Genomic DNA, 15060 nt, shown 5'->3' with positions numbered 1-15060 from the left:
TCTATATAGCAACTGCCATGACTACTGTTGACTTATGGAATATCTAAAACAAGAGAATATCAACCTTCCTCTTTCTTCTTTCTTCTTTCTTCTTTCTTCTTTCTTCTTTCTTCTTAAATATGACTAAAGTTATTTTACTTGATGCTGTAGGCACTTTATTTGGTGTGCGCGATAGTGTAGGTGAGATTTATCAACAGTTTGCCAGTCAGTGGGGAGTTGATGTTTCGCCTTCTGCTGTAAATGCAGCTTTTTTTGAAAGTTTTAAAATAGCTCCACCGATGGCATTTCCTGGAGTTGAGTCTACTAAAATACCCGAACAGGAATTTGAGTGGTGGTGCGAAGTCGCTACTGCAACTTACAAAAAACTGGGAGTATTTGAGCAGTTTTCTGATTTCAGGAGTTTTTTTAGAGAACTTTACAATCATTTTGCTACTGCTGCACCTTGGTTTGTTTATCCTGATGTGAAACCTGCATTAACTAAGTGGCGCGATCGTGGAATCCAGTTAGCAGTTTTATCTAATTTTGATTCTCGACTTTATCCAGTTTTAGCAGTGTTGAAATTAGCAGATTTTTTTGATCATGTGACTATTTCTACAGAAGTAGGAGCAGCTAAACCTGATCGAAAAATATTTGTCGCTGCTTTACAAAAATGTGGTTGTGCTATTGAAGAAGTTGTGCATATTGGAGATAGTTTAACTGCTGATTATAAGGGTGCAATTAATATAGGAATAAAAGCATTTTTATTAAATAGAAACACGGTTTTACAACCAGAGGAAGATCACTTTGCTACTCTTCTTGATTGTTTTGATTATAGCTTTAGTTAGGTAAATTGAGGGGTCATACCCTCTAATTTAGAACTTTTTCAAGCAATTATTATTATAGTTTATTATAAATTAGATAACAATTATTAAACTGTTATGATCGAGATACAAAATATTGGTATGATTAAATGCAGGATGGTAGAAACCTCCAAAAAGTAGATGTTGACAATATAAATCTGCTCAGTTGGGCAGATTTTTTTTGAGTATTAATACAAGCAAGATAATCTGATATTAAACTTATTTTAAGTAAAAACTTCAAATTAAGCCCAACAAATAATGGCCTTGCTAAAATCTAATGGTAACTAGCTGAAAGTAAAATTGAAAAACTTATGTTTTTCGTTGATACTTAATCTAAAAATCATTACCACTTAGCAATGCCCAAATAATTAGTGAAAATTAGAAGTTTTGCAGCAACTTATTCGATATACTTACAGAGTTACTATAGCTGCCCTCGGCAAGGTTGTATAAAAATATCTGGCAAAAGGGAAACCGGATCTGGGAACAGTAACTGTTGCAACCCTGCGTTGGCAAAAGATACTCCTGGTACCTCACTCCTGTCAGGGGATAGGGATAAAAGTTTTAAGCTTTTATCTATTTTTTGACTTTTTACAAATGATTTACGATTGCTATATATATAGTGGGACTTACACAAAATAGAATAGGCATTTTTAGGGCATTGACGTAATTTCTTTATCTAGACTGACAAGAGCGCCATTTTTTGACCATAAAATGTTTAAGTCCCAATAGTCAAACCCCTCAAAGGCTGAAAAATATTAAGTCTGGTAAATTACCTATAAGCTAAGACTAAGAGACATTTTTGTTTTATATTCTCTGTTTCTTCTATTAGTTAATTGGATATAGCGAATTAATCAAAAGTATAGCATTATTTTTGGTAATTTGTATCAGGTATAGGAGCCATTTATAATTTGCTCAAAGCTGAAAAACAGAAAAAATAAACATGAAAATAACACAAAAAAAACAATCAACAAAATCTCAAAACTGGTGTATTGAAAAATTACCAGGCTTAAGTAAACAACACCAAGAATTACTAATAGAATATGGCATTACTACTACGAGAAAACTACTAGAAATAACCCACACCCCCCAGGAAAAATTCACCCTAGCAAATCAACTACAAATTCATCTTCAATATATCAAGAAATGGGTGGCATTAGCAGACTTAGCTAGAGTTCCTAGTATCGGCTGTCAATACTGTGGACTTCTGCTCCATGCTGGTATTGTTTCAGTTACTCAACTAGCTCAAATACCTATCCACAGGTTGCACCAACAAATCCTAAAATTACAGGTATCAACTATGCAAAGACGTGACCTTTGTCCCACTGTCGATCTGGTTCAAAAATGGATTCAACAAGCTCAATTTTTGGGTGCATATCAATTTTGAATAAAGCCAAAAATTTATCGCTTTTAGGGAATAGGGAACAGGGAATAGACATCTCCAGAAAAGAGGCAACAGGCAACAGGCAACAGGGAGAAATAATTGATAATTTATGGATAATAATTGATTTTATTTTTGATTTTTACCAGATGTCTAATAGGAAAAAAGTATTTTTGCAAATATGAGATGCACCCCAATTTTTATCGTCTGTTTGAAGGAGCGGTACCTGCTTTTGGCAAAGGAGTAATATCAAATCCTGTTGAATACTTATCATATATTTGGGGGTGGGGAGTACAGGAGTAGGGGAGTAGGGGAGATTGAAGGCTTGAAGTAACTGAAGTAATTATAGAATTATAAACATATATTATATAACCTGATTCTATATCAGAAATACCTGATCACGAGCTAGAGAAATAGAAGTAGGGGATTTGATAATTGTTTTTTCAAAGCATCTATTCTAGCTTTATGTTCTTCTATCGTAGTGGGGATAACAAACAAATTTTCTGTATTAGAGGTATCTATTTGAGAATCATTATTTGCTGTTGAATTTTGCAGTGTTTGAGCTTGGTTAAGATATTTGCTAGCTTTCTGATTATCTCCTAATTGAACATAAATCATAGCTAAAGTTTGAAGAGTTTCTGCTTCAGCTTTTGTATCATTTTCTGCTATTTGAATTTTAAGGGTTTCATCGAAGGAGTTTTTAGCCTTTTCTATTTCCCCTAAACTAAAGTAAACCATACCAATTTGACGAAGCATAAAAGCTTGTTGAGTGATATTTTTTAGTTCTCGAAATAGTTGTAATGATTGGTTGAAAGTATCTAGACTTTGTTGTTTTTCTCCAAGGTCAGAGTAAACTATGCCAATAGAAGCTAATACATAAGCTTTTCCTTCTTGATGGTTAAGTTTTTCCCTCAAAGAGAGAACTTGCTGATAATATTCTAGAGATTTTTGATAGTTACTTAAGGAATAGTAAACTAAGCCAATCATATTAAGAGAATTAGCAGCTTTTACCTCATCACCTGCTATTTGATATAGTTTTGCTGCCTCTTGAAATTTTTCTATTGCTTTTTGTTGAGATTCTGCTGTTTGTTGTTTAAAAAGTTGGAGACCTTCTCGATCAGCTTTTTGAGCAGCATCCAAATTTGAGTCTTTTGTTTCTGTCTTTTGAGTAATTAGGGGGCAGGAAGAAGGAAGAAGGAAGGATAAATTGACTTCCTGTCAAGATAGTTGTCGTAGATAAGGCTAAAGTATTGTGGTAAATTTGAGCAATTAATTTATGTATTGTTTTTCAATTATACATATTTACCTATTTTACCTATGAGCATAATTTTTCTACTATTGTATCTCAAGAAAATTTTTGCTTTCCTAGTTTCGTTTAAAGTAGAGAGCGTAAATATACAGAAAATTCCAACTTTCAAATCTTCTTCCTTCTTCCTTCTTCCCTCTTCCTTCTTCAATGTCTATGAAGTACAGATATTAACAATTAAATGTTTCCAGTGCGGGCATCTTGCCCGCTATGGGTGTACCTCCAAGGTGGAATTTGCCCTCTTCCTTATCAGAAAATATCTACTTTTTCCCTATTCCTTCTTCCCTCTTCCTTCTTCCCTATTCCTTCTTCAATACCTCATAAATTCAGGACTACCAAAAATTAATGCTGCCCTCAATTCGGGAGAACTATTTTCAATTACTGTGCGAGTTTGAGCAGAAAAGTTATTACCCAAAGTCGCCATTAATTTTTCCGCACTAATAGGTTTACCTCTACCCAATAAACCACCAGATAAAGGTACGGCTAAACTACTACGTCGAATCATTGTATCTGAACTTAACCATGCTTCTTTCGTATTTTTATAACCGTCAGGAGTAACACAACCATAAAGAGGCATTCCTAACTGGTCTAAAATCCCATTAATAGGTCGAAAATTATCAACTTCGTTACCAATAGCTCTCATGGCAGAAGCTACAAAATGATAAGGATTTTTAAACTTACTATTGTGTGTTTCTACTTGCCAAAATTCTGAACTATTGAAGAGAGTTTTTAATACCTCAGAAATATCTCCTTCACTCTCTAAAAAAATCTGAGCTAAAGTTTTAACTAAAGATTCTGGCGGTTGGTCTAACACAAAAGTTTGAGCTAATTTATAACTAATATGTTTAGCTGTGGCAGGATGGTTAGCCAAAATATCTAAAGCAATTTCACCTTCAGCAATACCATTTTCTTTAATTGTTTGTCCGAGAAAAAATTTATCCCCCGGTTCGTGACGTTTTTCATCAAAGAAAAATCCATCTACATCTTCAGCTCTTTTAGCATTAGGAGGTAAACCCCAACCAGTAAAAATCTTTGCTAAAGCAATAATATCATCTTGAGTATAGCCTCCATCCACACCTAAAGTATGTAATTCTAATAATTCTCTAGCATAATTTTCATTGATTTTTCCCTGATGACTCCGCCAATTATCCAAATAAATTAACATCGCTGGATGATGAGCAGTAGCACCTAATAATTCTCTAAATTTTCCCAAAACATGAGGTCTAATTGCCTGCTGTTCGTAAGAGCTAAAATATAAACGATTTAATCCTTGACGACCAAAAACATTAAAGTGATTGTACCAAAAATCTACCATAACTTCTTCTAAGTGACGCGGACTTTCTAGAGTGCGCAGAAAACGTCCTTTAGTAGCTTGTAAAAATATTTTTTGTTCAAAACGTCCTTTGATTCTATTTAATCCTCTCTGGTCTAATTTTAATTCTTTTCCCTGTTGCTGAAGTTGTTGTAATTCTGTGATTATTTCACCAGGTTTTAGAGGCAATGTATCGAGATATTCTAGCTTTTTAGTTAATAGTTTTGGGTAGGGAATAGAATCAGGTTGTAATTGAGATTGAATATAAGCTTCTACACCAATATTTTTAATCTTTTCAATTTGCCCAGGAGTTGGTCCGAAACTAAGTCGATTAATTAGGTGTAAAATTTTAATATCAGTCATTTCAGTTATCAGTTATCAGTGGGGTAATATAATTTCCTTGATTGTCATAAAATGCGTAGGGGTGAATAGTCATTCACCCCCACAATATAGACTCTTATCTTTAATACTAAATAATACTGATGCTACCGGATTAGATATAACACACTTATCGGAAAATAATATTATTTAGAAATCGAACAATTTAACCCTGCATCTTCAGGTTTTGAATACTTCTCAGGAATAAATACGAAGTTAAACACTTGATTATCACAACGAACAACCTTAACTAACTCCAGGGGGTGTTTTTTGCGATCGCCAGTCCTCGGTTGAAATGTAATTTCTCCTGTTACCCCATCAACGCGGAAATTTTCACCTGCCAATATCTTCTTAATTTCCCGACGATGTTTTTCCCCATTTTCCTCAATTCCTTTGATTAGCACCTGAGCAGCATCATAACTCAAAGCTGTACGATCGCTAACAGGACCTCCCCACAATTCTTTAGCAGTCTTAGCAAAATTATCTTTGGGATTGTTCAAATGATGCCAATTAACGGTGACCATAAGTTTTTCCAAGAGTTGGGGTTGACCAATCTCTAGGGTTTTGGGACTGTAAATTGAGGAATCACTAACTATCCAGTTTTGACCATCATTTTCTTCGATGATTTTCAGAGCATGAGCAAAGGAATCAGTCACTTGCCCATCTGGGACAAGAACAATAGCTGATTTACCATATTTTCTGACTTTTTGGATAGCATTTTTAGCATTAAAATTAGGCCGAGAAATATCAAATGAATCAATGAGATATCCTCCTTTTTCTGAGAGTTTTTGTTTAAAATGTTTTTTGTAATCACTAGAATAGGGACTAGCAGGGTTATAAAAAATTGTAGCTTTGTTTTGATTAATTTTATTCATCAAGACATCAACCATTGCTTCTGCTCGAAGATGATTAGTTGCGATAATTCGGAAGAAAAATTTTCGAGGTTGGTCTGTGAGTTCAGATGTGGCCGCACCAGGAGAAACTGATACTAATTGATTTTGGTTATATATATCTACAGTTGCCATCGTCATCTCACTAGTCCAAGAAGCAATAACACCTAAAATATCTGACCGTTTGACCAGGGTTTGGGCAACCTTCTTCGCCTGAGTCTCTAAGTTAGCATCATTAGCAATGATAATTTTCAAACCTTTTCCATTCAAGCTTTTCGAGTCTAGAAAATTTGCACCCGGTAAAGTCAAATTAGAGGATTTTTTCTGATTGAATAAACTCTAGTTAACTTCTGTTTGTGCTTGAGCTACTCCCCGCAAGAGTTCTTCAGCGATTTCTGCATTACTCACCTGACCCGTTTCATCTTGTAAAACTGGAACTACAACTGCAATAGTATGGTAATCAACACCTGTCGCTTCTAAAAGAGCATTATTGAGATATATTAAAGTTTCTGGCTCTCTTCTTTCTGTCTTCCAGCTTTCCTGGAAATTTTGAGCTGCCTCCCAATAACTTTTTTTGGTGACAAAACAATCACTCCATTGTTGTCGAATATGACTATACCAAATAGGTAGAAAATGATTCAATGGTTTTTGGCATTCGGCAACTGCATCCACACCCCTTTGTTTGTCTCGTGGTTGAAATAGTTTTACCAGAATTTCCTCACCTTTACTGATGTTATCTCCAAGGGTTTCAGGTTTAGGATAAAACCAACGACAAATTCCCAAAACACCAACGATCACCAAGAAAAACAGAATTATTTGCTTAGGTTTTATTGGAGGTTCAGGTTCAAGTTCAGGTTCAGGTTCAGGTTCAGGTTGAGGCCAATATAGTTCAGGTGTCGCAGGATTTTGGATTAGTACAGGCAATCTAGATGCTCTTGGATAAAACAATTCATTTGGAATAGCATATTCCAGTTGTTGTAAATGCTTCCGTGCTTCTCGAACAGAAGTGTGGAGAGGTTTACCTTGGGTAAATTCTTCCAGGAAATATTGTAAAAAACGCCGTGCTACTATATCGGGAACAGGTTCTCGCATCACAATCAAATGGGGAATATTAAAATCAGCTAAATATTCAGCAATACCCAGTCCATCACAGGAATTAAAAATTGCCAGCTTGACTCTAGGAGTATTTCTCCTCAAAGCTTCTCTCAAAAGATCGATTGATAAATTTAAGGCATGATCGACATGAATAGTCTGACCAGAACTGTGCCCAGCATAAAAAATAATATCCCAATTTCCGAGCCAAAGAGTATCAAATAGTTCTTGAGGAGTCAGAGAATTTCCTCTCGCTGGAATAGAGGTAATTCTTGCCCCATGTATATTTAAGTTTTCAATCAGTTCCCGATCCTGTTGCAGTTGTAATCCCCCCTCATCGCTACCAAAAATTGCCAGAATGTGAATCGGTTTTTGCAACGTTTCTGTTGGTCGATTATATTTAGACAAGAGGGCAAATTCTGCCTGGGGTAAAAAATATGATTTCTCAAATAAATCCCAACAATCCCAGGATAACTTACGTAGATAAGGATTTGATGTATCGACGATAACTCGTACTGATTCATTTATAGTTCTATATTGAAGTTCTCCTATAATTCGCGCTGTTATAGCTCCAAAGATAGGTCGCCCCAACCAATTTCTGACATTAGATTCTAGGGTGAGAGTAGCATTTTGACACTCTTCTAAAATGCAGACGTTGGTAGTTTGCCCATCTGGTATCTTTATCCCTCGGCCTCCCAACTTAGTATAAATGTTTCTCCATTCGTCATAAACTCTAGGAAAATCAGGGTTAGGGGGCAATTGAGGACACTTGCCTTCTCTGGCAATGATTCTACCATCTTGCCAAAACTCCAGGGAAACAGGAAAACCTAATTCAAAACTGCCTTCTTCTATTTTGATAACAACTTTTCTAGTCATTATTCTTAATTCATTGTTATAGTTTTAATATTATATTCGTTTCAATAGACTTCTCCAAAAATTGCTCTTTGTAGGTTGGGTTGAGGAGACGTTAGCGCCAGCTTATCCGTTAGGATAAACCCAACACCAAATCTCAATGTCACAAGGATTTTATATTGTCAAACTTCTAAGATTTGTAGGAGTTCTAGTGAGGTATAGTCCTGGAAATCCCCCCTAACTCCCCTTGAGAAGGGGGGAACTGGAAGTCCCCCTTTTTAAGGGGGATTTAGGGGGATCATCTATGTACCTCATCAGGCTGAAAACCTCTATAAGTCCTGATTTGCTACTACTATTCTTCTTGCAGACCAATATTTTTAGACATTGTTGTTGGGTTGCGCTACCGCTTAACCCAACCTACCATATCCTTTATGTAATCAAATTATGAAATCCTTTGTCACCGTGGCAGAATTAAGGCTAACTTGAAGACTAAAGCGATCGCCTGGATCGGCGGTAAATTTGAACTGAATATAATCATCTCTTTCTCTAGCACGAATTTCAAATAAAGATTCTCCCATTTCATCTAAACCAATGAGTTTTAAATTTGCTGGTAAAAAACGTTGGTCTTGGAGAGGATAAACTCTAGAAAGAACAGCAAATCTTTGGTTTGGTTTTGGTAAAATTGCTATCATCAATGCCACTGGAACTCCTGCTAGTTGCATTCCTAGATCGATAGCGCGACGTACACCTGCTGCTGGGTGACTAGGGTCAATTTCCCACAACAATTCGGCAATTTGCCAGCGAGTTTCTTCATCTTCTGTTGTTTGTAAAATATTTACTAGAGCTTGATTTACTTCTGTCTCTGAGAGTTCAGGTTGAGATAAATCTGCCTGTGTTTTGTCTCTTTGTTTTTGAGTCATTTGGAATTGTTTAAGAAATTTTTTAACTACTTTGGGAGATAATTTTTCTGTTGTTTTATCTAAACTGAAAGCCATTTGTATAATCGGTTTACGATTTCCTATAAGTTCTTCCACTGGTTGCCAACCTTCTCTCAAAATACCTTCTAACCAACTTGTTAATTTTTCCCAATATTTTGATTCAGTCAAGGTATTTTCTGGGATTTTAATAGCTACTGGACTCAAATATTTAAGATTTAAAATTAAGTGACTGGAGTCAGAATTTAGTTCAGGCAAAGAAAGTTGATAATTTCCTATTTTGTTTTTTTGTAAAGACTGATTTATTAATTTATCATATCGTATAAATCCAATTATAACAGCTTCTTCTTCCTCTACTAAAACCTGTATTACTATATAGAAATGAGCAGCAAAATCTGGGGAATTAATCATTTTTTCGGGAATTTCAATTCCTTCATTTACTATACTCTCATTTGTCAGTAAGCAAACTTTAAATCCGCCGACTTGCAGATTACTCATTGGTTCTGAACTGATAATTTGATTAGCTGGCAGAGATTCAATTTGATTATCTAATGTTAAATGCCGATCGCTCAACCTTCTTTTTAGTGCGAATAAACCCAAAATTTTCAAATAAGCTTGCCATTTTTGGGCTTCATTATTAAATTTACCACTCAAGAGAGTTGCTTGCTGAAAATCTTCAGGTTCTAAATCAATAGTTTCTGAGTGCAATTGTCGGTAATACTGTCTGTTTGTTTGCCCATAATTAGAACAAATATTCATATTTTTCTCCGGTTTGTTGTTGTAATTTAAAATTTGCTTTTTGTGGAAAATGCAATAATTAATGTAGTTATTTTAATATTTATTATTCTGTCAAATAGGCTGACGATATTCAAGATAATAGCGCATTTTTTGAGCGAATAAACTTGTCATTTTTTGGTATTTCTTTGCTGTAGAAATTTCCTTAGCTGCCTCTAGAAAAACGGTTTCATCTAAATAACGACTTAATAGTTCAATTAAAGAATCAAAAGCATTTGGATCTAAAACCCCTTGATTTGAATTTAACTCTGCTTGATTCAACAAAATCTGGAGCAATTGCTCCATTACTTGTTCTCGAATTTGCTTCAGCAATTGCTTGAGTTTTAAAATTCGACTAACTTGAGATTGATTATTCATATTTAATTGTTTAGCTACTTCACTTTGAGATTTCTTTTCACAATAAATTAGTCGTAAACTAGGTAAAAAATGAGGAGCAAATTCACTATACCAAGCACTTTTTTGTAGTTTCTGCAAACGTTGATAAAGCACTCCCTCAATAGCATCCATAATAGCTCGATCGCGATGTTCGTCTAGAAATTCAAGTTCCATTGCTGAAGCATTAGAGGGTGGTGAAATCTCAGTTGGATTTAATATTTGTTCCTGTATAAACTGAGCAATAGTTTTCAATTGTTCGAGTAGTTCATCTGAAGAATTATATATAATTCTCCTTTGACAAAGGCGATCGCGCATTTCCTGAAGTTGAGACTCAGAAGGTTCAGGACATTTGCCCCTTGCACCCTGTTCTCGTCTGTCACGGCGATATACCCCATGAAATGCTTCTACCACATCCCGTTCTTGAGGTGAAAGAGTTTCCATTTGGTAACGCTTAATCTCATTTAGTTTTCCCCAAGGAGTAGTTAAAGATAAACCAAATTCCACCCATAACGTTCGAGTTAGTTCTGGGTGGCGACGGGTAAGTAAATAAGTCCAATTCCAGAGTCCAGCTTTATCAGGATTGAATGTTCTCAAAATGTGCGCCCAAAAATAGGGGTAAGAAGACTGAGAGTTTTCGCTAACTTCCTGAAAGTTCTTGATTTTACCATCATCAGTGAGTACCAGGTACAACAAGTCTAAGTGGGAAAAACCATAGCGATCGCCAAATTGTTGAGCTAATTTTTGACAAGCATGAACAATAGCATGGGAAATGTAACAACGCAAACAAAGTCCTGCTCTTATACTCCAGGAGTTAGAAGAAGCAGAATTTTGAGATAGAAAGTGAGATAGCAAAGTAGCTTGAATTTTTCGGTCATCTTGGGAGGAGACTTCTTTGAGTTCAGCAATAGATGGAAACCAGGTTTGAAATTGTTGTTGAACAGGCAATAGTAAGTCCTCTCGATATCCCTTCTGATAACCAGACACATCATAGCTAGTTAAATCAATTTTGCATAATGTCCAGTAGTTCTTGCTGAGAACCATTTGTCTCCCCCCTATATTCCTCCACAGTATTATTCAAGATTATTGAATCAGTATTTACGCTGATTAGCATTCAAAATTCATTCTCCTAAAGGTTCTATTTTACTCTAGTCCCTGATGATTTGAACTTATGCACTTTTGAGAAATATTTTACAGAACTTGCATAAGTTCTCTCTGACAAGATCTAGTAGGTAATGAACAGACCACATAAATTAAGGTAGAACATAAATGATTATGAAAATAAACTTGCCAAAAACCAAACCTAGACTTTCAATTAGTAGATTTTTGCCAATACCTATTTTCCGCTTGGGAATAATTTCACTGATTTTTTTCCCTTTTTTATTACTGAGTAGTTGTGGAATGATAAGTACCCTGGAAGATGTAATAGACATCTCCAGAAAAGAGGGAACAGGGAACAGGGAACAGGGAACAGGGGGGAGTAATTGATAATTTATGGATAAGAATTGATTTGATTTTTCATTTTTGGAGAAGTCTAATGGAATTATCAGAAGTTCTCAGCAAAAATTATCCAGGAGGAGCTGGTGTATCTTTTAATATTAGAAGCAGTAATCACTTAGGTGTTGATTTGACAAATGACGTTAACTATATCAGAAGTTTAGAAATCACTTTTACTGATAAAAGTTGGGATAATTTGACAGAACAAAAACTTCAAAATATTGCTGAAAATACAGTTAAGTTAGTTAATCAAGAATATCCCAAACTAGCTGATGCAGATTATATATATGTAATCTTTATGTATCAAGACCAAAACTCTAATGTAAATCCTATTATTTATAGTAGTTTTACATTTCAAAAAGCAGAAAATTGTTTTCAAATAAAGAAGACCAAATAAAGCTAGATATAATAATTGAAATAAAAATATTCAAGTTTCCAAATGGGAGAGTGATGTTTAATTGTCACAGCTATAAACAAAATAGTTAGTTTTATTGTGAATCTACTTGCCAATGGTTAATTTTTTGGCAAACTTTTCGTTTAATAAATTATTGATTTGATAGTCTAACGATTGATAAATAGTTGTGTTCGATTGATTCATAAGATTTAAAATTTAAAGCTTCATCAACTAACTTCATTTTTATTATAGTCTCTGATGATTTGAACTTATGCACTTTTGAGAAATATTTTACAGAACTTGCATAAGTTCTCTCTGACAAGATCTAGTAGGTAATGAACAGACCACATCAATTAAGGTGAAACACGATAACTAACTTCATTTTTATTATAGTCTCTGATGATTTGAACTTATGTACTTTTGAGAAATATTTTACAGAACTTGCATAAGTTCTCTCTGACAAGAGCTAGTAGTTAATGAACAGACCACATCAATTAAGGTGAAACACGATTATGAAAATAGGTGAAATTTTAATCCGAAGACAATTAATTTCGCAAGTTCAACTAAACCAAGCAATAGACATTCAGACTTCATTGCATATGAAACTAGGAGAACTTTTAATGTTCCAAGGTTGGATCCAACCACAAAATTTAGAAGAAGCTTTAAATGAACAATATTGGAGGGAAAATGGTTATTGGATAATTGACTAAGCATCAATTTAAGATTAACAATTTCTCTACTTATCAAGGAATAATTATGATTTTTCAGACTTATTGATCTCTGAAATATTGTATTTATGCAAATATTGTGGAGATCAATACACTGAATTTTATTTTGTCTTGATTTGCAACCAAAGTTTTCACTTCGACTCAGGAAAAGAAAAAATGAATGAATTACCAGTTTTGATTGAACCATACTCTCAAAAAAAATCCCGATTTAAACTACGAAAAATATTAACTTTTTTGGTAGCAATATTGATTGGTTTATCTCCAGCATTACAAACCATTGCTCAGGGAACTTCTCCTTTTTACTGGGATTTTATCAATGTTGAAATAGATGTGCAAAAAAATGGAGATATGCTGGTCAGCGAAACCCAGAAATATGTATTCACCCAACCCCATACAAACCAACGATATCGATATATTCCACTCGATAAAGTAGATAAAATTACTGATGTTACAGTTTGGGAAAATCAGGAACAGATTCCTAGCAAAACTGGAATCAAAAATAACCAGATATGGATTAAATGGCAACATCAACTCAATGCTCCTGAAGCACATACTTTTGTATTGAAATATCGAGTAATTGGTGGTTTACATATTAATGATAGTGGAGATAAGGTTTACTGGAAAGCAATATTTGCTAACCGGAGTGCTGTGATTAAGAATGCCAAAATAATAGTCCGACTGCCAGAAGTTTTATCAGAAAAAATTCAAACATATAAAAGTTTTGGATTTCCTGCAAAAGCTCAAAAAATTAATTCAACTACTGTGGAATTTGTAGCTAAAAAAGCGATTCCACCGCAACAAGAAATAGAAGTTATGGTGCTATTTCCTCATAATATTCTTGATGTTTCAAAAGCAAATTGGCAGGGAACTCAACTACATTTGCAGAGCACTCAACTAATTAGTTTTCCTTTTTCAGTATTATTAGGAGGCGTAATATCTGTATTATTAGGCATAATATTTGAGCTGCCTCCACTATTGATAGTGATAATGTTTTTATTGCTCGTCGTGGGTCTTGTTAATAGTAGTAGTAGTAGTGGAAGAGGTAGCATCACTCGCGGTGGCGGTGGCGGCGCTAGTGGCCCTGGTGGCCCTGGTGGCCCTGGTGGCGGTGGCTGTGGTGGTGGCGGCGGTGGCGGCGGCGGTGGTGGCGGTGGCGGTGGCTGCGGTGGCGGTGGTGGTGGTTGTGGTGGCGGTGGTGGTGGATAGTATCAGTTGAACAATTAGGACTACTACCCATTAACCTCACTATATAACGAAATGTTGATGTACCTCATACCCTTGAGATTGCTTACTTCCACTCCGTTCCAGTCGCAATGACGTAGTTGTAAATTTTCCCACTACTGAACCATTCTCAATATGGCCATAACCACCACCCCCCACTAATACTAAATCCGCTTACCATAATTAAACTTTTGTAAATCTTCTCCTAAAAAGACTGTAGGGACGTTCCATGGAACGTCCCTACAATGGTTTGACAAAAAGCTGATAATTGCTGGAATTATCCAATACTTAAAATTTATAGTAGTCACCAGAGCGGTTAGGACTTTCTCGCACTTCTCAAATTTAGTTCGTGCTGCAAGTTTAACTTCTAACTTCTAACTTCTGCTAAAACACCATTCAGGAAAATATCAGCTAACCCCTCTGCCATTTCCTGCATTGCTTGAGGGGTAGCATCAGGATCTAATAACGTTTTTTGACTAAAACCAGCGATCGCAAACATTCCTAAAAATACCCGCGCTACAATTTTCGGATTCATTTGTCGATATACACCCCGCTCCATTGCTGTTGTAAAAAAAGCCTCCGTTACGTCAGTCATTTTCTCAATAACTTCCGATTGAATTTTATCTCTCAATTCTGGATGAAACTGCGCTTCTAAGAAACAGACTTTCATCATATCTGCATTGTGATTAATATTTAACATCCGGCGACGCATCACTTGTGCCACAGCTTTATAACTAGACATCTCACTTAATTCTGTCAATAAATCTGTGAGAATTTCAACCCAACCTTCCGTAGCTAACTCAATCAAAATCGCTTTTTTATTAGTAAAATGACGAAACAAAGTACCCTCTGCAACTCCTGCCTTCTTTGCCAAATCGCGAATTGTAGTACCATCATATCCAGATTTAGCAAACAACTTTTGAGCTGCTTGTAATATCTTAGTTCGTGTCTGTATTTCCGAAGTTGGTAACTTAGTTAAAACTTTCATAATAGTTAAAATTTTTATTTTACTTTAATCAGTTGTAGCGTTATGATTTAGCAATTTAAGCATTAATTAACAAAGATTTTAGG

General features: G+C 35.2%; 11 protein-coding genes. 4 read left to right on the top strand and 7 right to left on the bottom strand.

Translation table 11 applies throughout. The features are described 5' to 3' along the window. Positions 1–119 precede the first annotated feature (119 nt). Positions 120–824 (top strand): HAD family hydrolase, encoded by a 705-nt coding sequence (locus F6K06_RS18735; RefSeq protein ID WP_124143716.1) that lies wholly within the window; start codon positions 120–122, stop codon positions 822–824. Between the two features lie 955 nt (positions 825–1779). Further along, the gene (locus tag F6K06_RS18730; RefSeq protein ID WP_124143717.1) at positions 1780–2223 is read left to right on the top strand and encodes a DUF4332 domain-containing protein; all 444 of its coding nucleotides are present in this window, start codon (positions 1780–1782) and stop codon (positions 2221–2223) included. Between the two features lie 399 nt (positions 2224–2622). Here the strand turns inward: F6K06_RS18730 and F6K06_RS18725 are convergent, their stop codons facing one another. The 6 genes from F6K06_RS18725 to F6K06_RS18700 form a co-directional block, all read right to left on the bottom strand. After that, the gene (locus F6K06_RS18725; RefSeq protein ID WP_124143718.1) at positions 2623–3357 is read right to left on the bottom strand and encodes a tetratricopeptide repeat protein; all 735 of its coding nucleotides are present in this window, start codon (positions 3355–3357) and stop codon (positions 2623–2625) included. A gap of 476 nt (positions 3358–3833) precedes the next feature. Further along, positions 3834–5198 carry a DUF1800 domain-containing protein gene (locus F6K06_RS18720; protein ID WP_124143719.1) on the bottom strand — a complete coding sequence of 455 codons (1365 nt, stop codon included), beginning with the start codon at positions 5196–5198 and terminating at the stop codon, positions 3834–3836. Positions 5199–5359: 161 nt separating this feature from the next. Beyond that, a complete protein-coding gene (locus F6K06_RS18715; protein WP_287239715.1) occupies positions 5360–6373 on the bottom strand; it encodes an ABC transporter substrate-binding protein in 1014 nt (337 codons plus the stop codon). Positions 6374–6442: 69 nt separating this feature from the next. Further along, positions 6443–8071, bottom strand: a complete 1629-nt coding sequence (locus F6K06_RS18710; RefSeq protein ID WP_287239660.1) for a CHAT domain-containing protein — start codon at positions 8069–8071, stop codon at positions 6443–6445. A gap of 413 nt (positions 8072–8484) precedes the next feature. Continuing rightward, positions 8485–9741: a DUF1822 family protein gene (locus F6K06_RS18705; protein ID WP_124154281.1), complete on the bottom strand. Its 1257-nt coding sequence runs from the start codon at positions 9739–9741 to the stop codon at positions 8485–8487. Between the two features lie 90 nt (positions 9742–9831). Then, the gene (locus F6K06_RS18700) at positions 9832–11193 is read right to left on the bottom strand and encodes a hypothetical protein (protein WP_124154282.1); all 1362 of its coding nucleotides are present in this window, start codon (positions 11191–11193) and stop codon (positions 9832–9834) included. 493 nt (positions 11194–11686) lie between these two features. Here F6K06_RS18700 and F6K06_RS18695 point away from each other — a divergent pair, with 493 nt between their 5' ends. Further along, positions 11687–12043 carry a hypothetical protein gene (locus tag F6K06_RS18695; protein WP_124154283.1) on the top strand — a complete coding sequence of 119 codons (357 nt, stop codon included), beginning with the start codon at positions 11687–11689 and terminating at the stop codon, positions 12041–12043. Positions 12044–12924: 881 nt separating this feature from the next. Beyond that, positions 12925–13974, top strand: coding sequence for a DUF2207 domain-containing protein (locus F6K06_RS18690; RefSeq protein WP_287239653.1), 1050 nt, complete (start codon positions 12925–12927; stop codon positions 13972–13974). 382 nt (positions 13975–14356) lie between these two features. Here F6K06_RS18690 and F6K06_RS18685 read toward each other — a convergent pair whose 3' ends face one another. Beyond that, positions 14357–14977: a TetR/AcrR family transcriptional regulator gene (locus F6K06_RS18685; protein ID WP_124154286.1), complete on the bottom strand. Its 621-nt coding sequence runs from the start codon at positions 14975–14977 to the stop codon at positions 14357–14359. Positions 14978–15060: the final 83 nt, after the last annotated feature.

Origin of the sequence: Okeania sp. SIO1H4, from assembly GCF_010672695.1 — a bacterium.
Taxonomy (GTDB): domain Bacteria; phylum Cyanobacteriota; class Cyanobacteriia; order Cyanobacteriales; family Microcoleaceae; genus Okeania; species Okeania hirsuta.
The sequence above is the reverse complement of the archived record's forward strand: the minus strand, read 5'-3'. Positions and strand labels throughout refer to the sequence as shown.